General features: G+C 64.1%; 27 protein-coding genes and 1 tRNA gene. 15 read left to right on the top strand and 13 right to left on the bottom strand.

Going from position 1 to position 26,523, the window contains the following annotated elements; genetic code table 11:
* On the bottom strand, positions 1-1,470 hold the full coding sequence (locus J3E61_RS11555) for a glycosyltransferase family 39 protein (protein ID WP_210083642.1): 1,470 nt from the start codon (positions 1,468-1,470) through the stop codon (positions 1-3).
* 42 nt (positions 1,471-1,512) lie between these two features.
* Here J3E61_RS11555 and J3E61_RS11560 point away from each other — a divergent pair, with 42 nt between their 5' ends.
* From J3E61_RS11560 to J3E61_RS11575, 4 genes are all read left to right on the top strand, one after another.
* Positions 1,513-2,691, top strand: coding sequence for an FAD-dependent monooxygenase (locus J3E61_RS11560; RefSeq protein ID WP_192725750.1), 1,179 nt, complete (start codon positions 1,513-1,515; stop codon positions 2,689-2,691).
* A 26-nt stretch (positions 2,692-2,717) separates the two neighbouring features.
* Positions 2,718-3,287: a DUF4389 domain-containing protein gene (locus tag J3E61_RS11565; RefSeq protein ID WP_192725961.1), complete on the top strand. Its 570-nt coding sequence runs from the start codon at positions 2,718-2,720 to the stop codon at positions 3,285-3,287.
* Positions 3,284-3,910 (top strand): class I SAM-dependent methyltransferase, encoded by a 627-nt coding sequence (locus J3E61_RS11570; RefSeq protein WP_210085514.1) that lies wholly within the window; start codon positions 3,284-3,286, stop codon positions 3,908-3,910. The genes J3E61_RS11565 and J3E61_RS11570 overlap by 4 nt, the downstream gene beginning before the upstream one ends.
* A gap of 73 nt (positions 3,911-3,983) precedes the next feature.
* Positions 3,984-4,706, top strand: coding sequence for a hypothetical protein (locus J3E61_RS11575; RefSeq protein WP_210083643.1), 723 nt, complete (start codon positions 3,984-3,986; stop codon positions 4,704-4,706).
* A gap of 3 nt (positions 4,707-4,709) precedes the next feature.
* Here the strand turns inward: J3E61_RS11575 and J3E61_RS11580 are convergent, their stop codons facing one another.
* Positions 4,710-7,214, bottom strand: coding sequence for an FtsX-like permease family protein (locus J3E61_RS11580; protein ID WP_210083644.1), 2,505 nt, complete (start codon positions 7,212-7,214; stop codon positions 4,710-4,712).
* Positions 7,211-7,909, bottom strand: a complete 699-nt coding sequence (locus J3E61_RS11585) for an ABC transporter ATP-binding protein (RefSeq protein WP_210085515.1) — start codon at positions 7,907-7,909, stop codon at positions 7,211-7,213. The genes J3E61_RS11580 and J3E61_RS11585 overlap by 4 nt, the downstream gene beginning before the upstream one ends.
* A 188-nt stretch (positions 7,910-8,097) precedes the next feature.
* Between J3E61_RS11585 and J3E61_RS11590 the strand changes: the two genes are divergently transcribed.
* The 3 genes from J3E61_RS11590 to J3E61_RS11600 all read left to right on the top strand — a co-directional run bounded on the left by J3E61_RS11590 (position 8,098) and on the right by J3E61_RS11600 (position 10,287).
* Entirely contained in the window at positions 8,098-8,415 is a 318-nt protein-coding gene (locus J3E61_RS11590) for an intersectin-EH binding protein Ibp1 (protein ID WP_210083645.1), read from the top strand.
* Between the two features lie 161 nt (positions 8,416-8,576).
* On the top strand, positions 8,577-9,272 hold the full coding sequence (locus J3E61_RS11595) for a hypothetical protein (protein ID WP_192725746.1): 696 nt from the start codon (positions 8,577-8,579) through the stop codon (positions 9,270-9,272).
* A gap of 109 nt (positions 9,273-9,381) precedes the next feature.
* Complete coding sequence (locus J3E61_RS11600; RefSeq protein WP_192725958.1) at positions 9,382-10,287, top strand: endoglucanase; 906 nt, start codon at positions 9,382-9,384, stop codon at positions 10,285-10,287.
* On the opposite strand, the gene J3E61_RS11605 is transcribed toward J3E61_RS11600, so the two are convergent.
* From J3E61_RS11605 to J3E61_RS11615, 3 genes are read right to left on the bottom strand one after another with little or no spacing between them, the layout of a single operon-like run.
* Entirely contained in the window at positions 10,271-11,041 is a 771-nt protein-coding gene (locus tag J3E61_RS11605) for an SDR family oxidoreductase (RefSeq protein WP_192725957.1), read from the bottom strand. The genes J3E61_RS11600 and J3E61_RS11605 overlap by 17 nt on opposite strands.
* The gene (locus J3E61_RS11610) at positions 11,041-11,406 is read right to left on the bottom strand and encodes an RNA-binding S4 domain-containing protein (protein ID WP_210083646.1); all 366 of its coding nucleotides are present in this window, start codon (positions 11,404-11,406) and stop codon (positions 11,041-11,043) included. Before J3E61_RS11610 ends, J3E61_RS11605 begins: the two co-directional genes overlap by 1 nt.
* Positions 11,407-11,450: 44 nt before the next feature.
* A complete protein-coding gene (locus J3E61_RS11615; protein ID WP_210083647.1) occupies positions 11,451-12,641 on the bottom strand; it encodes a hypothetical protein in 1,191 nt (396 codons plus the stop codon).
* A gap of 413 nt (positions 12,642-13,054) precedes the next feature.
* On the opposite strand from J3E61_RS11615, the gene J3E61_RS11620 reads away from it, so the two are divergent.
* Positions 13,055-14,365, top strand: a complete 1,311-nt coding sequence (locus J3E61_RS11620; protein ID WP_210083648.1) for a hypothetical protein — start codon at positions 13,055-13,057, stop codon at positions 14,363-14,365.
* Here J3E61_RS11620 and J3E61_RS11625 read toward each other — a convergent pair.
* Positions 14,362-15,378: an alpha/beta hydrolase gene (locus J3E61_RS11625; protein WP_210085516.1), complete on the bottom strand. Its 1,017-nt coding sequence runs from the start codon at positions 15,376-15,378 to the stop codon at positions 14,362-14,364. The genes J3E61_RS11620 and J3E61_RS11625 overlap by 4 nt on opposite strands.
* A 227-nt stretch (positions 15,379-15,605) precedes the next feature.
* Here J3E61_RS11625 and J3E61_RS11630 point away from each other — a divergent pair, with 227 nt between their 5' ends.
* From J3E61_RS11630 to J3E61_RS11655, 6 genes are all read left to right on the top strand, one after another.
* On the top strand, positions 15,606-16,550 hold the full coding sequence (locus tag J3E61_RS11630) for an HNH endonuclease (RefSeq protein ID WP_210083649.1): 945 nt from the start codon (positions 15,606-15,608) through the stop codon (positions 16,548-16,550).
* Between the two features lie 116 nt (positions 16,551-16,666).
* Complete coding sequence (locus tag J3E61_RS11635) at positions 16,667-16,888, top strand: hypothetical protein (RefSeq protein WP_210085517.1); 222 nt, start codon at positions 16,667-16,669, stop codon at positions 16,886-16,888.
* A gap of 744 nt (positions 16,889-17,632) precedes the next feature.
* Positions 17,633-18,964 carry a wax ester/triacylglycerol synthase family O-acyltransferase gene (locus J3E61_RS11640; protein ID WP_210083650.1) on the top strand — a complete coding sequence of 444 codons (1,332 nt, stop codon included), beginning with the start codon at positions 17,633-17,635 and terminating at the stop codon, positions 18,962-18,964.
* Between the two features lie 24 nt (positions 18,965-18,988).
* Positions 18,989-19,978, top strand: a complete 990-nt coding sequence (locus tag J3E61_RS11645; RefSeq protein ID WP_210083651.1) for an ATP-binding cassette domain-containing protein — start codon at positions 18,989-18,991, stop codon at positions 19,976-19,978.
* Positions 19,978-20,781, top strand: a complete 804-nt coding sequence (locus J3E61_RS11650; RefSeq protein WP_210083652.1) for an ABC transporter permease — start codon at positions 19,978-19,980, stop codon at positions 20,779-20,781. Before J3E61_RS11645 ends, J3E61_RS11650 begins: the two co-directional genes overlap by 1 nt.
* On the top strand, positions 20,778-21,638 hold the full coding sequence (locus J3E61_RS11655) for an ABC transporter permease (protein WP_210085518.1): 861 nt from the start codon (positions 20,778-20,780) through the stop codon (positions 21,636-21,638). The genes J3E61_RS11650 and J3E61_RS11655 overlap by 4 nt, the downstream gene beginning before the upstream one ends.
* Here the strand turns inward: J3E61_RS11655 and J3E61_RS11660 are convergent.
* From J3E61_RS11660 to J3E61_RS11675, 4 genes are all read right to left on the bottom strand, one after another.
* Positions 21,596-22,885 carry a cytochrome P450 gene (locus J3E61_RS11660; protein WP_210083653.1) on the bottom strand — a complete coding sequence of 430 codons (1,290 nt, stop codon included), beginning with the start codon at positions 22,883-22,885 and terminating at the stop codon, positions 21,596-21,598. The genes J3E61_RS11655 and J3E61_RS11660 overlap by 43 nt on opposite strands.
* A gap of 132 nt (positions 22,886-23,017) precedes the next feature.
* On the bottom strand, positions 23,018-23,203 hold the full coding sequence (locus tag J3E61_RS11665) for a hypothetical protein (protein ID WP_192725738.1): 186 nt from the start codon (positions 23,201-23,203) through the stop codon (positions 23,018-23,020).
* Positions 23,204-23,389: 186 nt separating this feature from the next.
* On the bottom strand, positions 23,390-23,764 hold the full coding sequence (locus tag J3E61_RS11670) for a glyoxalase (RefSeq protein ID WP_210083654.1): 375 nt from the start codon (positions 23,762-23,764) through the stop codon (positions 23,390-23,392).
* A gap of 79 nt (positions 23,765-23,843) precedes the next feature.
* Positions 23,844-24,341 (bottom strand): hypothetical protein, encoded by a 498-nt coding sequence (locus tag J3E61_RS11675; protein ID WP_210083655.1) that lies wholly within the window; start codon positions 24,339-24,341, stop codon positions 23,844-23,846.
* 37 nt (positions 24,342-24,378) lie between these two features.
* Here J3E61_RS11675 and J3E61_RS11680 point away from each other — a divergent pair, with 37 nt between their 5' ends.
* On the top strand, positions 24,379-25,602 hold the full coding sequence (locus tag J3E61_RS11680) for an alpha/beta hydrolase (protein WP_210083656.1): 1,224 nt from the start codon (positions 24,379-24,381) through the stop codon (positions 25,600-25,602).
* Here the strand turns inward: J3E61_RS11680 and J3E61_RS11685 are convergent.
* Positions 25,603-25,679 (bottom strand) — tRNA-Gly (locus J3E61_RS11685).
* Between the two features lie 30 nt (positions 25,680-25,709).
* A complete protein-coding gene (locus J3E61_RS11690) occupies positions 25,710-26,504 on the bottom strand; it encodes an SDR family NAD(P)-dependent oxidoreductase (protein ID WP_192725734.1) in 795 nt (264 codons plus the stop codon).
* Between the last annotated feature and the right edge of the window lie 19 nt (positions 26,505-26,523).

Genomic DNA, 26,523 nt, shown 5'->3' on the forward strand with positions numbered 1-26,523 from the left:
CTATTTCGCTGCCTTGATGACCTGAACCAGGTTGAACGACCAGCGGTCGAGGAACCGGAAGCCCTGGCCGTTGGGAACCGCGTATGCCGCAGTGTCTTCGAAGCGCTGGCCGGGTGTGTCGGCCTGGGTGATGATCCAGACGACGTGGCAATCGCTCAACGGCCCTGCGGTTGCCTCCGGAATGAGGTTGGTGTCGAAGACGTCGTTGCGGTCCGTGGCGCGCTGCCACAGGCTGAGGTCGGCCAGCGGCCGGTAGGCGTCAGGACGTGCAGCCAGCAACGGGCGCATCGGAGCGGGCATGAAGGTCACGGTGTCGTTGACCAGTAGACAATCACCGGGCGTGGCTTTCGCGGTGATCAGATCGGCCACCTGGCTGTAGTCCATCCCGTACTTTGCATACGGACCGCGTTGCACCAGAAGATAATTCGGTGCTGCGGCGATAGCGAATACACCGAGCACGGCGGCCGCCACCCATGGCCTTAACGAAAGGGCGCCGATGCAGACGCCCAGCGCCAGTGCGACCGCCGGCGCGGTGAAGCACAGGTAGCGGGGCGTGTAGATCGGCACCACGAACGCCGACCAGAGCAGTATCGCCGCGGTCGGTATCACCAGCCACGCGATGGCCAGCGTCAGCAGTTGCCGCTCTTCTGCAGCCGGGCGCTTCGATGTGCAGAGCCACACCACGACGGCCGCCGCCGCCACCAGTGCCGAGACGATCGTGAACGGCGGGCTTCTCTCGAAATACTGTTGGATCGCAACGTCTTCGATGGTGCGGTGGCCGACCGGCGCGATCCAGACGATCTGGTGCACCTGACCCATGGCCTCGAGAACGAACGGCGTCACGGCGCCACACGCCGCCACCGACGCGACGGCGAATCTGACAAGCACAGGTAGCGAGCGCCGGAACGTGAGCAGAAAGACGCTGTGCGCCAACAACATCAGCGCCAGATAAACGTCGAGCAAAACCGAACCCGCCGCTGCGACCGCATACGACAGCCAGAGCCAAGGATTGTTCCGGCGCGACGCATAGACGAGCAGCACGGTCAGCCAGACCGCTGCCATCATCGAAAGCGCATACGGCCGAGCCTCGATGCCCGCCCACGTCGCTCGCGGCAGTATCGCGCACAGGACCCCGGAGCTCACCGCGACGGTTCTCGACGAAAACTGCCGGCCCAACACAACTGTGCCGGCCGCCGCGACTCCAACCGCAACGCCGCTTGGCGCCCGAGACCAGAACTCCGTCGGCGGGAAGACTTGAAACCAGGCGTGCATCAGCAGGTAGTACAGGCCGTGAACGGCGTCGACATTGCCCAACATCTGCCACAGCTGCGGCAGCGATCGGCTGTATGCGGCCGAAATGGTGGCGGCCTCGTCGTACCAGAAGGACGGGCGCGCGGCGCCGCCAAGGCTGACTGCGGCGCCAAGCACCCCGACGATCAGGGGGTCGAGCGCGGCCGGCCTCAGTCTCATCAGACGGCTATGTTGCCAGAGTCTTCGTCGTAGCCTGTTTGCGTGGGGCGGAGGCTACGGGTCCTCGTCGTCGGCGCGGGTGTGGGTGGCATCTCCGTCGCCAGGGGATTGCTGCGCGACGGACACGACGTCACGGTCTTCGAACAGCGACCCGAGGCCCAGCCGGGCGGCGGCGCCGTCACCATCTGGTCCAACGGCGCGACGGTCCTCGAGCAGCTCGGCGTCGACATGGGTGGCGCAGGCCAGGAGCTTTCGGCCGTGCGCGTGGTGACCTCTACGGGTCGCCCCCTCGTCACGATGGACCTGACCGCGATGACCGACCGATTGGGCGCACCGGTGCGGATGGTTCCGCGGCGCGTCGTCCTCGAGCGGCTGCTCGAGCGTTTCCCGACCGACCGCATCCGCTACGGCTGCCGGGCCGCGAACGTGGCTGGTGGTGACGGCGGTGTGCGGGTCGAGTTCGAGGACGGCGCCGCAGCCGAGGGCGACCTGTTGGTCGGCGCCGACGGACTGCATTCGAAGGTGCGCGACATTCTCGGCGCCGGCGACGCCGAGCCGACCGGGTGGTGCAGTTGGCAGGGGCTGGCCACACATCGCGGTATCGCCGACAAGCGCGTCGCACTGTTGGTCATCGGTGAGCGCGGAAACCTGGGGCTGTGGCCGGCAGGCGGCTCCGAGGTGCAGTGGTGGTTCGACTTGCCGTGGTCCTACGGCTTCGTTCGGCCGCAACAACCGATTGACGTGATCCGTGAGCATTTCACCGGGTGGTGCGAGGCCGTCGACTCGCTACTGGTCACGCTGACCGACGACGATCTCGCCGATTCGCCGTATCCGCATTTTCGGCATCCGATACCACCGCCGGGGCGCGGGCCGATGACGCTGCTCGGCGACGCCGCCCACACGATGCCGCCAACCCTCGCCCAGGGAACCAACCAGGCGCTGCTCGACACGATGGTGCTGTGTAAGGCAATCGCGGATCGGCGGGACGGCGACTTGGCGAAAGCGTTGCGCTGGTACGAAAAGACTCGGCGCCGAAGTGTGGCGGCGGTGTCGCGGGTGACCTCGCTGCAGGTGTCGCACGGTGAACCCGTCCTGCGGCCCGCCGCGGTGATCCCTGACCGGTACATGACGTGGGCGCTTACGACTTTCTTCAGTGCGGTGAGCCACCGCCGGATCGCCGCTGAGGTCAGCCGCGCCCTCTCGGCGGCGACCAGCTCATGACTGTCACGACAACCGAGTCGGTGCGCGTGCGGGGCGCCATCGACGCCCCGTCCCGCTGGCTGTGGCTGGTCAAGTGGTGTGTGCTGGCGGCGCCGCACTACCCGATCTTGATCGGGCTGTATCTGGTGTATCCGTTGACGACTTTCGTTGCGGGCGTGGCGATCTTGTTCACCGGACGGTATCCGCGGCCGATCTTCGAATTCAATGTCGGGGTACTGCGCTGGTCATGGCGAGTGATGAATTACCGATTCCCGATGAACACCACCGACAAGTACCCGCCGTTCACGATGGCGCCGCGACCGGACTATCCCGGTGACCTCGAGGTCGACTATCCCGATCGGTTGTCGAATTGGGCTGTGCTGGTGAAATGGTGGCTGCTTGGCTTCCCGCAGATCATGCTCTGCTGGGCGTTGGAGCCGTTTCTGCAAGTGCTCTGCGTGATCAATGCGGGGTGGTTGTTGTTCACCGGTGCAACCCATCAGGGGATGTTCGATCTCCTGATGGGAATCGTCAGATGGCGTTATCGGGTTGCGGTGTATGTTTCGTTGATGCGGGACGAATATCCGCCATTCCGACTAGATCTGGGCGAAACATAACGCGTCGCAATCCCCTTTTTCCGTATGTGTACCGACTCGGTATGCCGGTCTTCGGCAAACTGTTCTACGACCGGTACCGCCGAGAGGCGATGCGCAACGCGACCGGCCGACTCCTGATGATCGGCATCGGGCCCGGCACCGACGTGCTGTTCCTTCCGCCAGCGGTGACGTCGGTGGCCGCCGTCGAACCCGAGGCGGTGTTCCGGCGGATGGCGTTGACCCTCGCCGGCCGCCGAGGCATTGCCATCGACGTGGTCGACGGGATCGCGGAGTCGATTCCCTTCCCGGACAACAGTTTCGAGTCCGTTCACGTCGGATTGGTGTTGTGCTCGGTCGACGATATGGACGCCAGCCTTCGCGAAATCCGGCGCGTGCTGGTGCCAGGAGGCAGGCTGGTCGTCCTCGAGCATGTCCGCGGCGACGGCGCGATGGGTCGATTCCAGGATCTGATCGCCAGGCCGTGGTCATGGCTGGCGTCCGGTTGTCATCCGAACCGCCGAACCGTCGACAACATTGCGGCGGCCGGATTCGACACGGGGGGACTGCGCACCATCCGACGAACGCCAGTGCCGCCACCGTGCACACCACAACTGCTGGGCTTCGCCACCCTCGTCGAGGTTTGAACCCTTGGCGCGGGTGCACCGTGAACCGTATAGAGGAACTGCGGTCGCGCGGGTGAGCGGAGGGAAAGCACCCATGGAAAACGCAAAGCGAATCGGTTGGGTCTTGGCGGTTGCGCTGGGCATAGGGCTTGCGGCGGCGAATACGCCTGCCGTGGCTTCGGCCGCACCGGGCGACAGCGGAAAGGGCTCGGCGGGCGAGTCGTCGCAATCCTCCGATGCGCCGTCGGGAAAGAAGGACGCCCCGAACCCGCGTCGGCACCCGCCGAAACACGCTGCCGAAGCCGCCGTCACTCCGAAGAAGTCCGGCAGTGACCTGCGCAAGGGCGGCACTACCTCGCGGCCTGTGGTCACGTCGGCAGCCGCTGCCTCCGCGCCGAGGACTCCGTCGGCACCGCTGAAGACGGTTGCGGCCCTCACGGCGCTGGCCGCAGCGCGTCGCGAATTCGAACCCGCCCCCGCGGCGCAGCCAGTCAAACCGGCCGCCACGACGTCCGCGGTCGACCCCGACTTCATCACGTCGACCCACGGCTTCTTCGGGCTGTTCTCCGTGACGTCGGCCGCCGACCCGGACGACAACCACTTCGTGGCGTTCGTTCTGCGCACGCCGTTCTTCACGAACGTGTTGACGTCGGGGACGGACCCCGAAGACAACCTGGGGTTCGGCGCAGCTAGCACCGGGGTCGCGGGGCACACCGTGAACACGTTCATGAGCCCGTTCTTGAATTTCTCGGTCGCGATTCCGGTCGAGGATCCGTTCGCCGAACTGTTCACCGCGCTGGTGCGCGCCGGGTTCTGACGGTTATTCGACGCTGACAGCTTCGATGATGTTGAGCCGCGCGGCCCTTCGCGCGGGCGGCAGCGCGCCGAGCAGGCTGATCGCGATCGCGCCGACGGTGAACGCGAGGGCCATCGGGCTTGGCCGGAAGTCGACGGTGAAGTTCATGATGTCCTCGCTGACGAGGCTGTAGAGCCACTGATCCGTCAGGCCGAACAGCAGCCCCAACACCCCGCCGACGACGCCGATGCTTGCGGCCTCGGCGAGCACCATCGCGAGGATGAACCGGCGACTGGAACCCATCGCGCGCAGCACACCGATTTCGCGCCGCCGCTCGAGCACCGAGAGCGTCAACGTGTTGAGAAGCGCAATGGCAGCGACGAATACGACGATGATCCACACCGCGTTGGCGATGAACATGCTCTGCTGCATCGGCGCCTCGATGCCCGACAGCGCCGCTGCTCCGTCGTAAACGTAGTTCGGGGCGGGCACGACGCGGCGTACGTCGTGCAGGACGCGCTTGGGGTCTGCACCTTCGGCGGCAGTGACCTGAAGCGTGGTCGACGCCGGGCGGTCGAACCACTCCCGCAGCTGATCGAGGTTCATTCCGACGGTGCCGATGACCGTCGAGAAGTACGGCACCAGCGCCAGCACGGTCACCTGCTGCGGTCCGTGTGGCGTCTGCATCCGCACTGTGTCGCCTGCCTTGACGCGCAGGGACTTGCCGAGGTTCTGGGTGAGCACCACACCGCGGCCTGCGAGGACGTCGTCGCGGACCCGGGTGTCGAGCGCGTGGTAGAGCGCATCGGCGGTGCCTGCGGCGAACCCGTCGAGCATCACGCGGGTGCCGCCGAGGTCGGCGAACGCGAACGCACCCTGAGTGACCCTATGCACGCCGGGAACCGCGCCGACTTTCTCCGAAAGGCCTTGCGGCAGTGGATCGGTGGCGAACCTGTCGGGCGAGTCGGCGCTCACCCAGACGTCGACGTCCGCGACGTGCTCGAAGATCCCGCGGGCCGACCGGATCATGTCCGAGTTCGTGCCGGTGATGACGACGGTGGTGACCACGGCGATGAGCACGGTCATCACGGTGGCCCAGACACGGCGCGGCGAACGCTCGATGGTCGCAGCGGCCAGCGCGCCTGCCGAGCCGAAGACCCGGGCGGTGGCTGCGCTGGCCTTGACGATGGGCCCGGCGAGCGCGAAGCCGAGGGCGATCTCGGCGCAGAACAACGCGGACATCGCGACGACGGCGATGGTGCCGGTTCGACCGAGGACCGTCAGGATCGACACGGCGAACACGGCGACGGCGCCGAGGCCGATCGCGATGCGTAACCATCGGGGCACGCGGTCTGCCACCGAGACGCCGACGGGTGCCAGCGCCTCGATCGGCGACACCTTGTACACCTGCCGCGCGGCCATCGCCGATGCCAGCACGCTGGTGATCACCGTTGTCGCCAGGGCTATCGGTATCGCGTAGCCGGGCAGCCAGTATTCGATGCGCGCCTCGAGGCCCTGAGTCATCGCCGGAGGCAGGCGGCCAATCGTGATGCGGCCCAGCAGTATTCCGATACCAGATCCGATGGCACCGCCCATCGCGCCGAGAATGGCTGCCTCCGCGAGCATGTCCCGGACAATGGTGGCGCGCCTGCCACCGATCGCACGCAGCATCGAGATGACCGGCCTGCGTTGGGTGATCGCCATCGTCATGGTCGTGTAGACGAGGAACGCGCCGACGATCAATGCGACGACGGCGCCCATCAGGGCCATGTAGTTCATCATCTTCACACCGTCGCCTGCGCGTGCGGCCCGCATGCTCGGGGGAGCGACGATGGCGCGGCCGTTGACGGCTTTGGTGACGGCCGCACGGACCGTTGCGGGGTCGGTGCCCGGCTTCGTGGTGATCAGGATCGAGTCGAGTTGACCTTGCCTGCCTGTGACGTTCTGCGCCAACGCAAGTGGGGCGAGCACGTAGTGCCCACCGTTGAGGTCGGTGAGTTGCTCGCCGGTCAGCACGTCGATGACCGTGACCTGGCCTGAGCCGACCTGGAACCTGTCGCCCTTCTTGCGGCCGACGGACGGGCCGACCTGCACACCATCCGGCGTCTGCGAGAGCTGTTGGACCGGTTGTGAGACAGCGTCTTTCAGGACACCACTCAAATCCGCACTGCTCTTGTCGGCCCCGAACAGCAGAACCTGGCCCGTCGCCGTCGGTGCGGACATCCGGATCATCGGCGCCGCGACGGCAACTCCGGGCACCGCGGCCACGTCGGCGGTGATCGTTTCGGGAAAGCCCGCGTCGGTGATGCCGGAGACCTCGAGCGCGGCGATACCAGCGATGCCGTCGGCCAGCCGGTTGACCGAGCCGGTGATCGATCCGAAGATGCCGAACACCGCCACCAAATACATTGCAGACACTGCCATTACGGCGATCGATGCGATCGTGCGCCGCCGATGCACAGCGAGCTCTCGCAGGCTGAACAGCCGCAGGCGGCTGGCCGCGGCAGCGATCGCGGAACCGGTTCTCACCCCGAGACCACCGACATCTCGTCGGAGCCGAGCCGACCGTCCTGCAGCGTGATCACCCGATCCGTCGCGGCGGCGGCATCGGAATTGTGAGTCACCATCACCACGAGGCGGCGACGGCCGTCTTCGTGAGCCACTTCGGCGAGCAGCGCCAAGATCGAAGCGCCCGTTGCGGTATCGAGATTTCCGGTCGGTTCGTCGGCCAGGATCAGCGGCGGGTCCATCATCAGTGCGCGCGCCACCGCGACGCGTTGCATCTGACCGCCGGACAGCTCCGACGGTCGGTGTTGGGTGCGGTTGCCCAGCCCGACTCTGTCGAGCAGTCGAACCGCGTCGGCCTTGACTCTGCCCAGTCGCACGCCGTCGAGGAGCTTGGGAACTGCGACGTTCTCCCACGCCGACAGCGTCGGCAGCAGGTTGAAAAACTGGAAGATGAAGCCGACCCGGTGGTGTCGGAACTCGGACTGCTGCGCGTCGCTGAGACGGCCGATCTCTTCGCCGTCGAATGTGATCGACCCGGAATCGGGGGAGTCGAGCGCGCCGAGCAAATGCAGCAGCGTGCTCTTGCCCGCGCCAGATGGCCCGACGATGGAGACGAACTGCCCGCCGCACAGGCGCAAGCTGATGCCGTCGAGGGCCCGGACCGATTGACCGCCGACGGTGTACTCGCGCACGATGTCGCGCAGTTCGACGGTCAGCTCGTGCTCGCGCGGATCGGAAGTCTCGCTCATCGCGGCCCACCCCTACTGCGGCAGTGCGAATTGTTGCTGTCAGCAGCATCAGCAGCTTACTCCCGGTTGGGTCTGCCAATTCGGCCCGCAACGAGTTCAGGTGCTGTCTACAGTTAATTTCGCTTGCGTTAATAACTCCGTGAAAGGGGGCGACGATGACTGTTAAACGTTCATCGCGGCGAGCAATTTCGATAGGTGGGTTTGCACTCGCCATTGCGGCAGCTCCGGCGGTCATTGCGGTCGCGCCGGCCCTGACTGCACCGAGCCTGGTCGCGGAATGCCCCGCTGGGTCCATCCTGGAGCCGACGAGCGGCGCCTGCGTCACGGGCGGCGAACAAGCCGCGCCGGAGGCGATCCCGGGCAACCCGGCCCTGCCGCAGGTGGACGGCATTCCCTGCACCGGCGCCAACACCGGCCAGTGCATCGGACTGCAGGAGTCCGAGGGCGGGGGCGGCCCATTACCGATCCCGTGATCGACCGTCGGCTTCACAAATGTTCGGCGGGTGATCTCGGCCGCTTAAACGCCGTTGAGCTGCGGGTATAGCAGTGGTTGTGGTTCGCGGGGCGGGTGCCGCGAACCCCATTCTGTGATCCCGTCGTGACAACTTCGTGACATTTGGCCCTGTTTTTTCGTATGGTGCTTGCCGTGGGCCGGCACTCATTAGCCAGGGAGCGGCGTAAGCCGCCTGTTGCGCTGGCTGCGTTCATCGCCCCGGCCGCCATGTTCTTCGCCCTCGGAGCGGATATGCATCCGTTCGCGGCCGAACCCGTAGCCAAGCCCGCCGCGCCCCACGTTGCGCCTGCGGCCGAGACAGCGCCTCCGTGCTGCGCCGAGATCATCGCGGCACCGCCTGCGGCGCCGTTGGTGGAACCGGCAGGTGCGCATTCGGACGCGAATCCTGTTGCTGCTCAGTTGGTTTCGGCCTCGCGATATCGGGTCGTCGACCGCGCGCTGCCGCCGGGGGTGGCCCCCGAGAGAGGGCTGCAGGTCAGGACGATCTTGACTGCGCGTCACATCAGCGAGGAGTTCCCCGAGATCCACGAGATCGGTGGCGTTCGCCCGGATGCGCTGCGGTGGCATCCGGACGGACTGGCGCTCGACGTGATGATCCCCAACCCGAGCAGTGATGCGGGCATCGCGCTGGGCAACCAGATCGTGGAGTACGTGCTGCAGAACGCGGCCGTGTTCGGCATCCAGGATGCGATCTGGCGCGGTGTCTACTACACGCCAGGCGGGGCGCAGCGCGGCGGATACGGCCACTTCGACCACGTCCACGTGACGACCACTGGCGGTGGCTACCCGACCGGCGGGGAAACCTACTACCGCTGAGCCGCCCGAGTCGGCGAATTTGCTAGCACTGACGTATACGTCAATTTATGCTACGTGGCATCGAGCGTTTTTCGGCAGCTTGGGGGCGCCAGTGAACGGGACCACGACGGTGACTTGTGCGCCTCGCACCGCGGTCGGAGCGCCGCTGAAGTTCGGTCTGAGCACGCCGGGCGGCCTGCTTGCCGCGCGGGAACTGCAGGCCGTCGCCGACGCGGTGGGCCGCCGCGCCGAGATGGTGATGGCGTTCGAGGACTTCTTCGCCAGCCCGCCGATCGCGGCGATAGCAGTCGCGGCCTACTGCGGTGCCGATCCGATCGTCACCTGGGAGCCCTGGTGCTGGACCGACGATCGGTCGCCTGCAGTCGTCAGGTCGATCGTCTCGGGTGCCCTCGATCAATACCTGTGCCGGTGGGCCGACGAGATCAGGGACTGGGGATCGGCGGTGCATCTGCGACTCGCGCACGAATTCAACGGCGACTGGTATCCATGGTCGCCCGCGTGCGGGACGTCGCCTGCCACGTATGTCGAGGTGTGGCAGCACATCCACGACGTGTTCTCCAGCCGCGGCGCTGACAACGTCAGGTGGGTGTGGTGTCCGACCGCGGCAGGCGTCGGTGCGCTACCGGCGTGGTATCCCGGTGACGACTACGTGGACGTACTCGGCGTCGACGGATACAACTGGGGCACAAGCCTTCCCATGAGCCGATGGACCGAGCCGGAAGAACTCTTCGGTGATGTGCTGTGTGAATTACGTGCGATCAGTTCGGACAAGCCGATCCTCGTCGCCGAAGTGGGCTGCAGTGAAAGTGGTGGCCGCAAGGCGAAATGGATCGCCCGCTTCGTCGACTTCGTCGCCGAACAGAGGGACGTCGCCGGTTTCGTCTGGTTCGAGCACGCCAAGGAATTCGACTGGAGGATCACCAGCACACCGGAGTCGGCAGCAGCGATGGCTAAGGCGTTGCGCAGGGCGCGTCGGACGCGATGTCACGACATTGCGCTCAGGGCCGGAAGGTGACTCCACCGTCGACACTGATCGTCTGTGCGGTGATGAAGCTGCCGTCATCAGATAGCAACAGCGCGCCCAAAGCGGCGACGTCGTCCGGTTTTCCGAAGCGCGACTTGATCATTTGCCGTGCGCGAGTCTGCTCGACGACGCCTTCCGGCATCCACTGCTCGTCGAATTTGTAGTGCCAGATCAGCCCTGGCGCAATGGCATTGGCGCGGATACCCTTCGGGCCGTACCGACGTGCGATGTGGCGCATCAGCGCAAGTTCGGCGGCCTTGCTCATCGCATAGGACACGCGGGTTCCTGCGCCGTTGTAGGCATCGATGGAAGCGGTGAACACTATTGAGCCGCCCCCGCTTTCGATCATCGGGGGTATCGCGTGCTTGGCACAGATCACGAACCCGCGGGTGTTGACGCGCATTACTTCGTCGAACGCCTCGAGGGGCAATTCGACGACGCCGCCTGGCTCGTATGCGTCGGCGGCGTTGGTGAAGTTGACGTGGATGCCGTCAAGGCGGCCAAAGCCGTCGACGGCGAGTTTGACCGTCGAGATGACGGAGTTCTCGTCGGCACCGTCGAGCGCCACTCCACGTACGCGCTCACCCGACGGGTCGATGTCGGTGGCGACCCGCGCCGCCAATTCGGCGTCGAGGTCGCCGATCACCAGCAGTGCGCCCTCGTCGGCATAGCGACGCGCGAGGCCGTTGCCGATGCCGCCGAGGCCCGCAACGATGACAACCTTGTTCTCGAGCAGTCTCGCCATCAGCGTTGGCTCGCTCGCCGCTTGTCGAGCAGCCTGCGGTCTCGCTTCGTCGGCCTGCCTGCGCCCCGATCACGAACGGCCACAGGCACATACGGCGTCGCGGGCGCGGCGGGCGAGCGGTCGAGGTAGCACGTCACGGCGTCGGAGGCCCCGACCCGCTTCTGGATCACCCTGGTCACCTCGACGACGCGCGTTCTGTCCCCGATCCGGGCGTGCACCCTGTCGCCGGGACACAACGCGGTGGCGGGCTTTGCGGGACGGTCGTTGACACGCACGTGTCCACCTCGGCACGCCGCGGCGGCATCGGTCCGGGTCTTCGTCAGCCGGACCGCCCACAACCATTTGTCCACGCGGGTCGACTCCATGGCATCCATCATGGCCTGCCCGGGCTCTGCCGGTGTCTTAGGAGTCAGGGGTTTTCGGCCAACAGCTTGTATTGGGCGGCCGCTTTCTGCATGGCGCTGATCGCGGTATCGCCGCGCACGAGTGTGTAGAAACGGTCGAAGACGATCCGGCAGGCGAACGCAGGAGCATTCGGCGGTGGCTGCGCAGTCTCAAAGCAGTGTTCGTCGGGGACGTTCTTGTCGGCCTCGATTTCGTGCTCGCGTCCAGACGAGTCGGCGATGAAGGCCTCCATCATGTCCATGGCGGCCTGGTGATCGCGGAGTCGGTAGAGGTGCTGCTCGGCCGTGACGCCGATTCGGTCCACCCCCCACTTCTCGTAGAGCCCGTCCTTGCGGAATTTCGGCGGCTGGTCGCGCAGTCCGCCGGTGGCGCCGTAGACGGCGAATGTGCCCGTCACCGGTGGCTGATTCACCGGGTCGGTGGTGACCATGCGAGCCAGCAGGCCGTCGGGATCGACAGGCAGCGCAGCAATGTCTGAAACCGGCGTCGGCTTGAAATCGCGCAGCAGACCGTGTTCGGCGTCCAAGACCGGATCGAGGCTGCCCACATGGGTCTCTATCCCATTCGGCGGCGCCTCGAGGATCAGGTGCACGACAAACGGTCCGACTGCCGCGTCGGCTATCAGCGCCCCAGTTCCCGGCGTGTACCGCGCAACTACCTCAGGGTGCTTGGGCAGTGGCAGGGGAACGGTTTTGCCGAAGTCTTTCCAGCTGATCGGTTCCAGCGCCGAGGCCGCCCCTCGTGCGGACGCGTCATCGGGAAACCGGAGGAGCAGGATCGAGATGCCGATGAACACCGACGGCGCGGTTCGGTTTTCCAGCTGTGGTCGATCGGCGTAGCCGGCGCGATAGCCGGCCACCCAGCCGTATTGGTCGAGCACCTGCCTGCCCCCCTCGCCAAGCAGCTGGACCAGGCTGGCCGTATCCGGAACCGGGTCGGCCTGCCACAGATACAGCAGCAGCGAATCGAATTGCGAACTATCCGCGACCCCGTCGGACATCCGAATGCCCTCCAGCATGGTGCCCTGCGGCAGGGACGGCTCATTGCGTACGTTCCGCAGCTGGGCCGAGTAGTTGCCCACGTCGAGTTTGGTCAGGTCGGCATGGCTGATTGTCGGGCTGGTTTCGGCGCAGCCCGCGACCGCCAACATCGCAGCCGTGGTGATCGCAGCCGCTCGCGACAGGGAAGTTCGCATCCCGTGCCGCGATATCATCCCGTCGCCCCCACCGGTTTCTGGGCAAAGTCGATCACCGAGAGGCAAGCCGGCCCTCGGTCGTCTGGATATGGTTGCCAAATTTGCACGTATCGAAACGTTTTGTTGCTGTAGCAAACGTCAGGCGGACGGCGGACGACCCCGTGGACCCGTGGTCACGGGTCGCAATACCGGACGGTGGACATTGCTTGATCAACAAGTTGATAAGCCTGATATAGCAAGATATTTCGCGATGTGGATAGTGGGCATCGATCGAGCGCGTCGCCCTCGCCGCCGAGCGGCAACCGGAAACGATCTGCCATCGATACCCGCGAACTTTTGTGACACACTTGATGGTGGTCGGGAGATTAGCTGTATCCGGGGGGATGCGGCCCGATTCAGGTGGGGGTTCGATCGTGGGCAAGCACACCAACACACGTCACAACGGAGGCCGACGGGCTCTTCTCGTCGCTGCGGCCACCGCATCGTTGCTCGCGGGGTGGGCGTCACCCGTCGCGCATGCCGACGGAGGTGCGGGCGGCGCCAACAGCGGCGGCGGGGCCACCAACAACAGCGTGAGCGACGCGGTACAGCACGCCATCGGCTCAGTTCAGAAGTCACTCAATGACTTCGGCGGCTCGCTTCAACGCAGCACCAAAGATCTGACCAAAGCCGGCACAGACTTGATGTCGAACATGCCGAAGAGTTCGGTGTCCTCGTCGGGCGGCGCGTTGACGTCGTCCCGCGCGGCATCGGAAACCCCGCGAACGGCGGCGGTGCAGCCGAAGGCCGCCGCTGCCACCGGACCCGCAGGCGTTGGCCCCACAGCGGCTGCGCCCGCGAATCCCGCACCGCCCGATCTTGTCGGGGCGCTGACCGGCTTCGGCAATGCGTTGGCCAACGCGGGACCGGGCTTCGGCAACCAGGGCGGGGGCAACCTGTTATCCGGCCTGGACGTGGGCGGGCTCAACTTCGCGTTCATCGGCGACAACAATCTGCTGACCGCCAATAACGTCGGTACCGGCCTTCAGGTCGTCACTGCCGGGGACCGAAACTTCTTGTCCGGCAACCAATTACTGGTCCCGGGCAGCACGGGTACCAACTGGGCCTTCATCGGCGACGACAATCAGCTGGCGGGCAACAACCTCGTGCTACTGCCGGGCAGCTGGGGCAGCAACTTCGTGTTCATGGGAGATCGCAACGGCCGCTTCGGCTTGACGCCACTTCCGCCCTTTGTGGATTTGGAGCCATCGGGCAGCAACATCGTCGCCAGCGCGTTCAGCTTCGGTAACAACATGGTGCTGATGGAGAACGGCAACCAGGGCTCAGGCAACAACCTCGTTGTCGGCGCCTTCAACGTCGCCAACAACATGGCATTGATCAGTAGAAACAGTGACGGGTCCGGAAACAACAGCGTCATCGGTGTCGGCAGCTTCGGAAACAACATGGTGTTCGTCGGTAATCGGAGCGACGGTTCGGGTAACAACACGAACAACCGTTTGTTCCCAGGCTTTGCCACCAACTACGCGTTGGTCGGCGATGACAGCGACGGTTCTGGCAACAACTCGGGTGTCTTCAACTTCGTGATCGTGCCGGACAACACCGACAACGCGGGCAACAACACGGGCATCATCAACGTCGCGATCTTCCCAGGCCCAAACCAGGGCAACTGCGACGGACCCGCGTGCTTCAACTTCTTCGGCGCACAGTTCTTCGGAGGTAGTTAAGCCGCGCGCACCGTGGAGCCGAGGCCGAACGCCGCAACCGCAGCTGAGTCGAGATCGTCCAGGTCTCGATCGGCACCCAGGATCGACTCCGTCGTGATCGCGTCGGCGATGGCGGCGTTGACGACGTCGGGGGCCTCGTGGAGCAGCATGTGCCCGGCGGCGGCCACGTGGGAGTGCGTCGCACCGGGAATGGCTTCGGCCATGTCGTAGGCGTGCGACGGCGGGGTCATGACGTCGAGTTCGCCACTGATGACGGTGGTTTGGGCGCAGATGGCACCCAGCGCGCCGTACACGTCGTAGTCCCGCATGCTGGTCAGAAAGCCCGCCGCGGTGGTCAACGAGGTGCGGCCGATCACCCGCGCCGACGTCGACAGGAACGTCGTGCGTTCGTCGTCGCCGAAATCACCCGCGCGAGCGACTGCCGCGCACACCGCCGGAGCTACCGCTCGGATCACCCGCTCGGCCGCATCCAGCCGAACGTGATGTGCCAGGCCGCAGAGCATTCGCACCGCCGGGGTCGCCAGCAGGCGGCCCATCCCGCGCTCGGTCAGCTTGCCCGCTGCGGTGGCGACCAGCACCAGTCCAACAGGGTCTGCGGGTCGCTGGGAAGCCGGCCGGCTGAGGTAGGTCAGCGCGATCATGCCGCCCATCGAGTGGCCGGCCAGCGTGAGCGGGCCGGTGACATCCAGGGCCGCCAGCACGTCGGCGAGGTCGGACGCGGCCTGGTCGATCCGGTAGGTGCGGATCGGGGCGTGGCCGGACCGTCCGTGGCCGCGGTGATCGTAGGTGATGACCCGAACCTTGCGGCCCCAGCGGCGCAGCAGCGGACGAAGCGCGACATCCCACGAGGTTTGGTCGAGGCACAATCCGTGAAGCAGGACGACGGTGTGGTCGGCCGAAGTGCGTGATCCATACTCGCGCACCGCAAGTGCAACGCCATCGTGGGTCGTCACGGTCCGCTCGGTGTAGCGAACGCCCTTGACGGCCTGGTGGAGGTCGTCGACGTCCAGCATGGTGATCAGCGCTCCGATCCGTTCATCCGTGAGTGCGGCCTGTTGGCCGGTCACGTAGAGAATGCGGCGGATGCCTTGGGATGTTCTTGGAACCGTGCAGTCGTCGATGGCCGCAGGATTCTCGGAGTATTCACATGGGAAGGCGGCACGCCGAACGGTCTAGGGTCTCTGGGCGCTGTGCTACGACGGGGTCATGGCTGTCTGCCGCACTAGTTAATATCACCGGCGTGGCTTCGACCTGTGAACGGTGCGGTGGTGCGGTCAAGCTTCGCCGCCGGCACTGCGCGCAATGCAAGACCACAATCGACGAACTCAAAAGGCAATACGCTCACGCCGCAGGTCGCGTCCTCGGCGTTGCAGGTCCCTTAGGCCCTGAATGGGCAGAACTTGAACGATGGCGGGAGACCGTTGGGCTGACTGCAGACGACTCCCGTGTAGCCATACTCGATATCACAAGCGAATGGCTCCGACGGTACGCAGTCTTCGCCGCGAGTGACGGCGTAGTCACGGAGGAAGAGTTGTCGCACTTCCGCCGGGCTGCCGCGGTACTGAAACCGGCGCCAGAGCTGGCGCACCAGATAGACACCGATTTGTACCGCAAGTTCATGCTGTCATCGGTATGCGCCGGCAACCTGCCTCGTGCATCGGCCGAGGGCCTCCATCTGCCCACAGACGAACACTGTTACCTAAACGTCACCGCGAGGCGACTGCGCTACCTGAAGTCCGGCGTCCAGGACATCTCGGGGCAGTTGGTTGTGACCAATCGAAAGGTTCGGTTCATTGGCTGGCAGCGTGGCAGCGAGATGGCACTGAGCAAGCTGCTGAACGTCTTTCACGCGAATCGGCACTACCTAACGCTTGAAGCTACCTCGAACACTATGAGCGGCGATTACATCGTGCAGGACGCTGAATGGGCAGCAGCGGTCATCGACACGACGTTACGGATCGACCGTCGGACGATTCTGCCCGGCAGTGGGCGGCGCACGCCGATTCCACAACACGTCAAGACGGAAGTGTGGCAGCGAGACCATGGCCGCTGTGTTCAGTGCGACGCGACCGATTACCTCGAATTCGACCACGTAATCCCGCGATCCCGAGGCGGTGCCGACACGGTGGGGAACATCCAACTCTTATGCCGCCGCTGCAACCTGGCAAAGTCAGACAAGATCTGAAGTTCTGGCCTGCTCGCCCGGCAGCGGACCGCCCCGGCGCCGCATGTTTACGGCCGGAAGAGTGGAGTACTCTCACTCACTTCGCCGTTGGGCGGAGTCATGGTGTGGAGCAGCGCATGGCCATATTCGATGTCGAAGTCACCCGCGATGGCCGCTGGCTGATGATCACCGTCCCAGGCCTTGCGGGGTATGTCGCCCCGGATGGTTCGATCAATCTCAGTGACACGACACAGGCCCGGTACGAAGGCGAGATCGATTACATGGCACGCGATTTCATCGCTACCGTGCTCGACGTGTCAATCGAGGATGTTCGCATCATCCGCGTGACAATTGGTTAGCGACCTACGATTGAGATCGGCACTGCGCAATCCCTTCCAGTACGTTGCAATAGGCGGGGTTTTGGCATCAATACAGCTCGTGCGGTGGGATGCGTCGAAGAATGCGTTCGCCGTGACCGACCGGCGCCGACCACAGAGTTTTGGTTTTGTTGCCGCCTGATTCAGGTGGCACCAGCGCCAAGTTGCGGTAGATCGTCGCTCGGCTGATGCTGACCGGAAACCCCGTAGCGCCACTCCTGATCACCCTCAGGTGAGGATCTCGCGCGCCGTGCTTAGGCGTCGATTGCCGCTGATGGCGAGGGTCTCGTTCCGATACGGGACACAAGTCCGGTCTCGTCCGTCGTCTTCGTACCACCCAGAACCCTCGTACGGCGGTGGCCGCATCAGTTGCCGCCGCGTATCCATAGAGTCACGCGCACATAATCACCGGTCAGGCCGACACACGGAGGTGTGTCAGCTGTTTAGTGGTGCGGGTGCCGAGTTATCGGGGAGAACGAGCCAAGCAAGCTTGTGTCCGTCACGTTCAAGCTGCCGGCCGGGTCCGCAATCTGAGTCGTCAGGGCGACTTCAATTACATCCATCAAAGTTGCCCTGCCCGAGTCCTGACGATTGCGTTAAAATTTGCCGGAATTGCAATGCGATGACCAAGACGGTGAGTAGCATCCTTCCCACGCAGTCAGGCCGGGGGGCCGCTTGCGGCTGATCGTGGCGGATTGGGGTCCTCCAAGAACACAGGACACCGAGATGGGGAAATTCGCGCCTCCCGAAGCAGTAGTTTTGTTGCTGCTGGAGTCCAAAGAACATCCAATGCACCTCGGGATGCTCGAAATGTTCAGGCCGCCGGAGGACGCCGAACCCGACTTCGCCCGGCGACTCTACGAGACCCTGCGCTCATTCAGCGACGTCAGCCCTGCCTATTCCGGACATCCGGTGAAGACGCGCCGGGGTACCTCGCGGATGCGCTGGACCTATGCCGATCGCGCGGACATCGATTACCACGTTCGGTACACCTCATTGCCGGCGCCGGGAGGCACCAATGAGCTCTTCGGCGTGGTCGACGACCTGCACAGCCGGTTGCTCGATCGGACTCGGCCGTTGTGGGAATGCCATGTGATCGACGGTCTGAACGACGGGCGCTTCGCGCTGTATCTGAAGGCCCATCACGCGATGACTGACGGGGTGTCGGGGGCGAAGACCTTGCAGGAGCACATGACCACCGACCCGAATGACCGCCGGATACGGGTGGGGTGGACGCCGCGGCCTGAGGCGCCGGTGCCACCGCAAGGATCTGCCGCGGCTGCGAAACCTGCTGTCGGCGTTAAGCGTTCACTGAAGTTGATGCTGTCCGCGCTGCGCGAAAGGGAGTTGATCCCTGCGATGCGGGCCCCGCGAACCATCTTCAACGTTGCTCCAGGAGGTCCACGGCGATGCGCAACGCAGTCTTGGCCACTGGAGCGCATCGGGGCTGTCGGCAAGGCGGCCGGGGTGACTGTCAACGACGTCGCGCTGGCCATGTGCGCAGGCGCATTGCGTGCGTATCTCCTCGAGCGCAACGAACTTCCCGACGCTCCCCTTGTCGCGATGGCACCGGTGAACCTGCGCGGTGAAGAGGACGACCGGCGCGCCAACGTCCTCGGCGCCGCAGTGTGCAACCTCGCCACAGATGTCGACGACCCGGCGAAACGGCTGGAAGCCATCCACGCGTCGATGCAACGCAACGTACAGATCATCCGAGAGATGCCCCAGCAGTTGGCGATTGAGCTCGCAGGGTTGATCTGCGCGCCGATAAGCGGGGGGAGGGGACTGGCGGCCAAGATACCGCCCGTGTTCAACCTGACCATTACCCACGTGCGCGGCAGGAGCGAGCCGTTGTACTGGGGCGGTGCTCGTGTCGAAGGCATGTACCCGTTGGCGCCGACGCTGAGGGGACAAGTACTCAACTTCGGGTTGTTCAGCAGGGCCGACGATCTGGATTTCGGAATCGCCGCATCCATCGCGGCCGTCCCCGACCCACAGTGCTTCACGGGTCATATCGAAACCGCTCTGAAAGACCTTGAACTCGCCGTCGGTCTGTGAGCAATGCGACCAGGAGGGGTGCCGATGTCTACTTCCGATAAAAGTGTGACCGTCAGCGGAGTCGGCAAGTCCTTCGGCGACGTTCATGCGTTGCACGACATCAGTTTCGAAGTGGGCCGTGGCGAGGTGATCGGTCTGCTCGGTCCGAACGGGGCGGGCAAGACGACGATGGTGCACATATTGTCGACACTGACGCGGCCGGATCGGGGACAAGCGTGGGTCGCCGGCCATGACGTGGTCTCCCAAGCGGCGAAAGTGCGCCGATCGATCATGCTGACCAGTCAGCAGGTCGCCTTGGACAACATGCTGACCGGACGACAGAACCTGGTGATGATCGGCCGGCTTCAAGGGCTGACCAAGGCCGAGTCCCGCACCCGCGCAAAGGCGCTGATTCACGATTTCGAACTCGATGACGCCGCCGATCGTCGCGTGGATACCTATTCGAGCGGAATGCGGCGGCGAATCGACATCGCGTGCGGTCTGATGGTGCGCCCTGAGGTGGCGTTCCTCGACGAGCCGACTACCGGACTCGATCCCAGGAGTAGACAGAGCATTTGGGACCTCGTCGGACAGTTCAAGACCGCCGGAATCACCACCGTGTTGACGACGCAGTATCTGGAAGAGGCTGACGCGCTGAGCGATCGCATCATCGTGATCGACCGCGGCACGATCATTGCCGAAGGGACTGCCGACGAACTCAAGCGCCGAACTGGAAGTGGTTCGTGCGAGATCGTCCCGCAGGATCCGCGCGAGCTCTCGGCCATCGCTGACGCGCTTGACACGCTGATGCTCGACGACGTCAGGTCGGCGCTGACGATTGCTTCGGATCGTATCGCGTTCTCTGCACCGGACGGCGTCGCCACGGTCGCAGAGGTTCTGCGCCGACTCGATGCGGCAGGTATCAGGTTCGCCGACGTCGCACTGCGTCGGCCGTCGCTCGACGACGTGTTCTTCGCTCTGACAAGGGAAACCACGACTCGCGAGGCTAAGCGGCCGACCGCAGGGGTGACGTGATGAGCACCTGGACCATGGCCCGGCCGAAGCCGGTGCCACTCCAACAATGGTGGGTGCTCACCATCCGAGTGATCGCACCGACGCTGAAAAGTGGAGAGCTCCTCATCGCGTTGTCGCTGTCCGCAGTGTTCACCGCGAGTCTGTATCTGCCGCTCAAGCAGATCATGACTACCGTCGTACCCGGCAGCTATGCGCAGTACATGATGCCGATGATTGCGCTGCAGACCGTGTTTTTCGCCGCGATGTCCGCGGCACTGAGGTCTGCGACCGACTCCGTCCATGGCATCAATCTGCGATTTCGCGCCATGCCCATCGTCCCGATGGCGCCCTTGGCCGCACGCATGTCTGGGAATTTCTACAGATGCGCAGCAGCGTTGGGGACTGCTCTGCTGTGCGGCTACGTGATCGGCTTTCGGTTCTACCGAAGTGGCATCTACACCGTCAGCTTCTGCGTTTTGGTGCTGCTCATCGGAATCGTGCTGTCGTTTGTGGGTGACCTCATCGGCACCGTGTCCAAGAATCCCGAGGCGACGACTCACATTCTTCTGCTTCCGCAGTTGATTCTCGGGATGTTGTCAGTGGGAATCCTTCCGCCGGAGCAGTTTCCGGTCTGGCTGCAGGGGTTCGTCCGCAATCAGTTCTATTCGCAGTTCATCTACGCGTTGCGTGCGTTAGCCGGGGATGCCACGAATTCCGTGCCGTGGCCGACGTGGTCGGTAACCGCGCCTGCGCTGGTTTGGTTGGCCGCAATGTTGGCCGTCACGGTGCCGTTGTACGCCTTCGTTCTGTGGCGGCGGCGATGAACGCCGTCGCGCAGCAGGTGTGCGAGCCGGGCCGGGTGCGGTTGTTCGATAACGTACGACCGCATCTCGATCGCAGTCCATCCGAGAACTCCGCTCGACTTCTCGTATTGCATACCTGGATTCAGACGCGAAGGCTATTGACTCGCTGGAGCCACGACATCCAAACGCTCCTGCAGGCTCTGATTCTGCCTCCGATGTTCCTCGCATCGATCAATCTTGTTTTCGGAAAGCTTGTTTCGGCGGTCAGCGGCCATAGCGCGCTATATGGCAGCGTCCCGATGGCTGCCCTCGTAGGTGCCGTTTTCGGCTCGACCGCGAGCGGGATCTGCCTCATGCACGAGCGTGACGAAGGGTTGCTCGGTCGGTTCTGGGTGCTACCGATACACCGTGCTTCGGATCTACTCTCGCGGCTCGCGGCCGAGGTGATCCGGATTCTCGCCACCACAGTGCTGGTCATGAGTACGGGTTTGGTGCTGGGTTTCCGGTTCAGGCAAGGGATTGCCGCAGCAGCGGCGTGGTTCGCGATTCCCGTTGTCTTCGGAGTAGCGTTCGCTTTTCTCGTCACCACGCTGGCCTTGTACATGACCAACACCGTGCTGGCCGAGTCGACCGGCATCGTGGTGGCTCTGCTGTTCTTCTTCTCCACTGGGTTCGTTCCGCTATCTCAATATCCGAGCTGGCTTCAGCCCCTGGTCCAACATCAGCCACTCAGTTATGCCATTGATGCGATGGCAGGGCTGTCACTTGGCGGTCCAGTGCTGACCCCGGTACTCGCAACGCTGTTCTGGTCGGCTGCCATTGTCGGGGTGTGTCTTCACCCGATGAGCGTGGGGTACCGAAGGGCTTGTACCCGCTGAGCGCGTTCAGCATCGGTGGCGCAATAGTCGACCTGCCAGTGCGTGATGCCGTTGAAGAACCCCGACCGTAAGCGTTCTGCTGTTCGGATTGGCTTGAGGTTCGGCATGTGATCGGCGATGGCTCCGAACATCAGGTCGATGGTCAGCTTTGCGAGGTTGGCGCCCAAGCAGTAGTGCGCGCCGGGCCCGCCAAAACCGAGGTGCGGGTTCGGATTTCGCGTGATGTCGAATTTGAACGGATCCTTGAAGATGTCCTCGTCGAAGTTGGCCGAGCGGTAGAACATCACGACCCGCTGCCCTTCCTTGATCTTTGTGCCTGCCAATTCGGTGTCTTTCAATGCGGTGCGCTGGAAGGCGGTCACAGGCGTAGACCAGCGGACGATCTCGTCGGCGGCGGTGGTCGGCCGTTCTCTTCTGAACAGCTGCCACTGCTCGGGGAACTCGGTGAATGCGATCATCCCGTGCGTGATGGCATTGCGCGAGGTTTCGTTGCCGGCCACCGCAAGCATCACCACAAAGAAGCCGAACTCGTCGTGGGACAGTTTCTGCCCGTCGATGTCCGCACTCAACAACGTGGTGACAATGTCATCACCGGGTTCACCGGACTTGCGCTCAGCCAATTGCATTGCGTAACTGACGACTTCGATGGCAGCACCGAGCGCGTTCATCTGAGAGAACTCGGGATCCTGCTCGCCGATCATCTCGTTGGACCAATGGAACAGTTTGGTGCGGTCCTCCTGCGGCACCCCGAGCAGACTTGCGATGGCCTGCAATGGCAACTCGCACGACACTTGCTCCACGAAATCGCCTGAGCCCTCATCTGCAGCGGCCTCGGCGATCGTTTGTGCGCGCGCGCTGAGTTCGTCGCGCAGCAGTTCGATTGCCCGCGGGGTGAAGCCACGCGAGATGATTTTGCGAAGCCGGGTGTGGTGCGGCGCGTCCATGTTGAGCATCGCCATCCGGCCGACCTCAATCTGCTCGCGACTCGCGTCGTCCTTGTATCGCGGCAAAGCTGTGTTCTGGTAACTGGAGAACACCTCGCTGCGCAGCGACACCTCCCGCACATCCTTGTGTTTGGTCACCACCCAGAAGCCGCCATCGTTGAAACCGCCCTTGCCGATCGGTTGTTCGCACCACCAGATCGGCGCTGTCCGACGCAGTTCAGCGAGTTCGTCGACGGGCAGCCGTTCCTTATAGATATCGGGATCGGTGAAATCAAAGCCAGGCGGCAGATTGGGGATGGGCATCGGCGGCCTCCTCGACCGAGAGCCGCGCACCATGCAATGAAGCGCCGCCACGCGGCACATCAGAACTTACCTTTGCTGGCGCTCCGGATGGCGAAATTTGACGGATTTGCAAATTATCTGCCAGGGCATGCGTCAGGTGACCGTGAACGAGTCGACGGTGAGATGGAAGCCCCGCGATCCGGACTCGTCGGTCGAGGTGCAGGTCAGTCCGTCGACGGCAGACGTGCAGGTGACCGTGCGCCCCGGCGAGAGTTCGCCGGTCACCGACTGTCCGTAGTCCAACGTGTGCGGCGAGTCGAACCCCTCTCCCTGGACCATGGTTGCGCACGGTTGCGGTCGGACCCCGAAGAAGCCGAACCGCCGCCGTCAGCAGGGGGTTCGGCGGACGCGCGCGAACACGCTGTGGTGATGGCGAGGACGGCAATCGCGACGACTGTCGTTGCGAGAGGTGCGCTCGTCTTCATCGCTGCCCCCTCGGGTTGAGGGTCCCCGTCGGATCGCGAGTCAGCTGGACTGGCCGACGTAGAAGCGATTGCCGTCGAGGTCTCGGAAACTGAACATGAGTGGGGCCGTTTCCCAGTCGAGGATATCGCCCACGTCGAGTCCTTTTGCGGCAAGCGCAGTTTGGGCGGCGCGGGCGTCGGGCGTGATGAGTCGAATTCCCGTGTCGATTCCCGTCGGAAGCTGGTCCCCGGTAGCGACGAGCGCGAGCGACGGGCCACCCGATGACGGAGTCAGTTCGATCCAGCGGAAGCCCGGCTGCAGATTCGCGTCCATCGTGGTGGTGAAGCCCATGCCCTCGAAGAGAGCCTTCGACCGATCCTGATCGCGAACCGGCACGGCGACGCAGTGGAGTCCGGTGAAGAGTTCGTCTGTCATGTGGGTGATGACCCTAATGCGGACGAAAACTCATCGTGGAGCCGATGAACAACGCCTCACCTTTTCGGAAGTCGCCTGCTTATTTTCTTTTGCCGCTCCGGTTGTTATCGTGCCAGATATCCCTAGTCAACAAGGCGGTGCGAGATATGGGCCGGTTTGCTGGTCTGATTATCACGCTGGGTGTCGGGGTGGCTGTGCTTTCCGGGCATGGGCTTGCGCGAGCTGAACCGTCTGATCCCTCGTCGGGAACGTCGTCTGACTCGCCGAAAGCAGCCTCGACCGACTCCCCGTCGGAGTCCTCGGCATCCACCGGCGCCCAGACAACGTCGGAGGCTACGAGCACTGCTGTGAGTCCTGCCAATTCGGAGCCGATGCCTTCGAAGGACCCGACGTCGCCGAGCTCTCCTGAGACGGCGCCGCAGCATTCCAGCCGCAAATCGCATTCCGACACAAACGTTGCGACGCATCTGAGGCGGAACTCGGCAAAGACTTCGCCCGCCACGCCGAGCGAGTCGACGGCTGTGCGGAAAGCACAAATGCCCAGCGTTGCAACATCACCGATGACGTCGACGGTCAATGATGTTTCCCTCACCGGCGTTTCGGCGGAACCGATTGTGCCAAGGACCGATTCGTCGCAGGACACGGCTGTGGCCGTTCCCGCCGAGCATGTCGAGGCGATAGCCGGCGTGGTGTCGAATTTCCTCGGCGGTTTGCTCCATCCGTCGGCGGCTGGCAGTGCGCCAGAAGTGCCTCCCGGTGCGCCAGCGGTGTGGTCGCTGTTGGCGTTCGCGCGACGCGAGTTCGAGGCTGCACAGCCTCCGGCGTCGGTGGCAGATGTTCCAGCGGCCGACACCCCAGTCGCAGGACTTCAGACGAGGGCGGTCGAGAATTCGCTGACTTACACACCGCCACCGACGATCATCGACCAGTTGACGCTCGCGACCCTGCGCGTGGTGCGCGACATCACCGGCTTCTTCGGCATTCCCTACACCGCCGTGCTCTCGCAGCTGATCACTAGCGAAGATCCCCCGTTCTTCCTGACGCTGGGATTGAACGCACATCAGACCGAGTTCGAGGTATCGCCGGGAAACGTCTGGAAGGTATGGGAATTCGAACCGGCTCATCCGACCGGCGCCACCGTGGTCGCGATCCACGGTGGCGGGGCGATCTACCAACCGAACTTGTTGCACTGGTTCGACTACACCCAGATGGCACGTGACACCGGGGCGACGGTGCTGGTGCCGTTGTACCCACTGGCGAGGACCGAGGCGGGTTCGTTGCTCAACGTCACGCCCGGGATGGCGGATTACATCTCGCATGTGATCGACGATCGCGGTGCCCAGAATGTCAGCATCTACGCCGACTCGGAGGGAGCCACCTACGCGTTTGCCGCGGCCCGGGAGCTGATCCTGCGCGGTGACGACGTGCCTGCGCGCATGGTCGTGATGTCTGCCCAAGCCGACTATTCGGCAGAGAATGACGGCGGAGGGATCGACGACCCGTTCTTCAACGCCGTCACCATCAAGTACTTCTCCCAAGGCGTGCACACCTTCGACGGCATCGTCGACAAGGATCCGCGGATAAGCCCGTTGCGCATGGAGACCGAGGTCCTGCAGGCACTGCCACCGACCACGATGTATGTCGGGACAGAAGAGATCTTGCTGCCCGCCAACCTGCTGCTTTATCAGCGCGCAGTGGACATCGGTGCGCCGATCTCGATGGTGGTGGGCCGGGGGCAGTTTCACGACTGGCCTCTCGCAGGCCTGCCTACCAACTCCGCCGCGCCGCTGGTGCGCCGCGACATCTATCGTCAGCTCGGCCTGCTGCCTACGCCGTAGTGGAGCCGATGACGGGAATCGAACCGCGTATTCAGCTTGGGAAGCGTTTTACGCGACTCGCAAGCTAACCCGTTGGCGCAGGTAGAGACAAGCGACTTGGAGTTGGTCTACTTAAAGGGATTGAAGGTGCGGCCCAGGAAGTACTGAATGCGCTGTGGGACTGGGCGTATGGCGGCGGCGGTGAGCTTGTTGACGGTGCCCGGTATGCAGACGGGCTTAGCGTGGGTCACGGCGGCCCAACCCTCGCGCACAACGGATTCTGGCTGTTGCCACATGACGCTCGGCAGGCGGTCGGCGGCATCGCGGGTGCCCATCACGTCGTGGAACTCGCTGCGAGTGAACCCGGGGCAGAGCGCGGTGACGTGGATGCCGTGGGGTTTGAGTTCCATGTCGAGGGATTGCGACATGTTGAGCACGTAGGACTTGATGCCGGTGTACAGCAGCCCTTCTCCCGGCGGGGACATCGCGGCCAGTGAGGACAGGTTGATGATGCGTCCCCAGCCGCGTTGCTTCATGCCGGGGATGGCTCGGTGGATCAATTCGGTTACGGCGGTGACCATCAGTTGAAGTTCGCCTGCGACCGAGTCCCATGGAGTGTCGGAAAATTTGGTACTCGCAGAAAGGCCTGCGTTGTTGATGAGCACGTCGATGGATAGACCCAATTCGGTTGCGCGGCTGATGATCGCAGCGGGTGCAGCGGGGTCGGTGAGGTCGGTGGCGAACACTTCGGCACGCACACCGTGGTGTTGGTGAATTTGGGTGGCGAGTTCTTCGAGGCGCTCGGCGCGTCGGGCGACCAGCAGCACGTCGTAGCCTTCGGAGGCGAGGTGGCGAGCGAAGGCCGCCCCGATGCCGGCAGATGCCCCGGTGACCAGGGCGGCACGTCGTCGAGTCGCGTTCATGGGTGGGTGTTCCTCACTG

It is taken from the genome of Mycobacterium sp. OAE908, from assembly GCF_017872775.1.
GTDB lineage: Bacteria > Actinomycetota > Actinomycetes > Mycobacteriales > Mycobacteriaceae > Mycobacterium.

What these genes read in the sequence shown, in the direction of transcription:
- J3E61_RS11555 (WP_210083642.1), bottom strand. Translation starts at nt 1,470, where the DNA reads ATGAGACTGAGGCCGGCCGCGCTCGACCCCCTGATCGTCGGGGTGCTT.
- J3E61_RS11575 (WP_210083643.1), top strand. Translation starts at nt 3,984, where the DNA reads ATGGAAAACGCAAAGCGAATCGGTTGGGTCTTGGCGGTTGCGCTGGGC.
- J3E61_RS11590 (WP_210083645.1), top strand. Translation starts at nt 8,098, where the DNA reads ATGACTGTTAAACGTTCATCGCGGCGAGCAATTTCGATAGGTGGGTTT.
- J3E61_RS11595 (WP_192725746.1), top strand. Translation starts at nt 8,577, where the DNA reads ATGGTGCTTGCCGTGGGCCGGCACTCATTAGCCAGGGAGCGGCGTAAG.
- J3E61_RS11605 (WP_192725957.1), bottom strand. Translation starts at nt 11,041, where the DNA reads ATGGCGAGACTGCTCGAGAACAAGGTTGTCATCGTTGCGGGCCTCGGC.
- J3E61_RS11610 (WP_210083646.1), bottom strand. Translation starts at nt 11,406, where the DNA reads ATGGAGTCGACCCGCGTGGACAAATGGTTGTGGGCGGTCCGGCTGACG.
- J3E61_RS11615 (WP_210083647.1), bottom strand. Translation starts at nt 12,641, where the DNA reads ATGCGAACTTCCCTGTCGCGAGCGGCTGCGATCACCACGGCTGCGATG.
- J3E61_RS11625 (WP_210085516.1), bottom strand. Translation starts at nt 15,378, where the DNA reads ATGCTGGACGTCGACGACCTCCACCAGGCCGTCAAGGGCGTTCGCTAC.
- J3E61_RS11635 (WP_210085517.1), top strand. Translation starts at nt 16,667, where the DNA reads ATGGCCATATTCGATGTCGAAGTCACCCGCGATGGCCGCTGGCTGATG.
- J3E61_RS11640 (WP_210083650.1), top strand. Translation starts at nt 17,633, where the DNA reads ATGGGGAAATTCGCGCCTCCCGAAGCAGTAGTTTTGTTGCTGCTGGAG.
- J3E61_RS11645 (WP_210083651.1), top strand. Translation starts at nt 18,989, where the DNA reads ATGTCTACTTCCGATAAAAGTGTGACCGTCAGCGGAGTCGGCAAGTCC.
- J3E61_RS11650 (WP_210083652.1), top strand. Translation starts at nt 19,978, where the DNA reads ATGAGCACCTGGACCATGGCCCGGCCGAAGCCGGTGCCACTCCAACAA.
- J3E61_RS11655 (WP_210085518.1), top strand. Translation starts at nt 20,778, where the DNA reads ATGAACGCCGTCGCGCAGCAGGTGTGCGAGCCGGGCCGGGTGCGGTTG.
- J3E61_RS11660 (WP_210083653.1), bottom strand. Translation starts at nt 22,885, where the DNA reads ATGCCCATCCCCAATCTGCCGCCTGGCTTTGATTTCACCGATCCCGAT.
- J3E61_RS11665 (WP_192725738.1), bottom strand. Translation starts at nt 23,203, where the DNA reads ATGGTCCAGGGAGAGGGGTTCGACTCGCCGCACACGTTGGACTACGGA.
- J3E61_RS11670 (WP_210083654.1), bottom strand. Translation starts at nt 23,764, where the DNA reads ATGACAGACGAACTCTTCACCGGACTCCACTGCGTCGCCGTGCCGGTT.
- J3E61_RS11690 (WP_192725734.1), bottom strand. Translation starts at nt 26,504, where the DNA reads ATGAACGCGACTCGACGACGTGCCGCCCTGGTCACCGGGGCATCTGCC.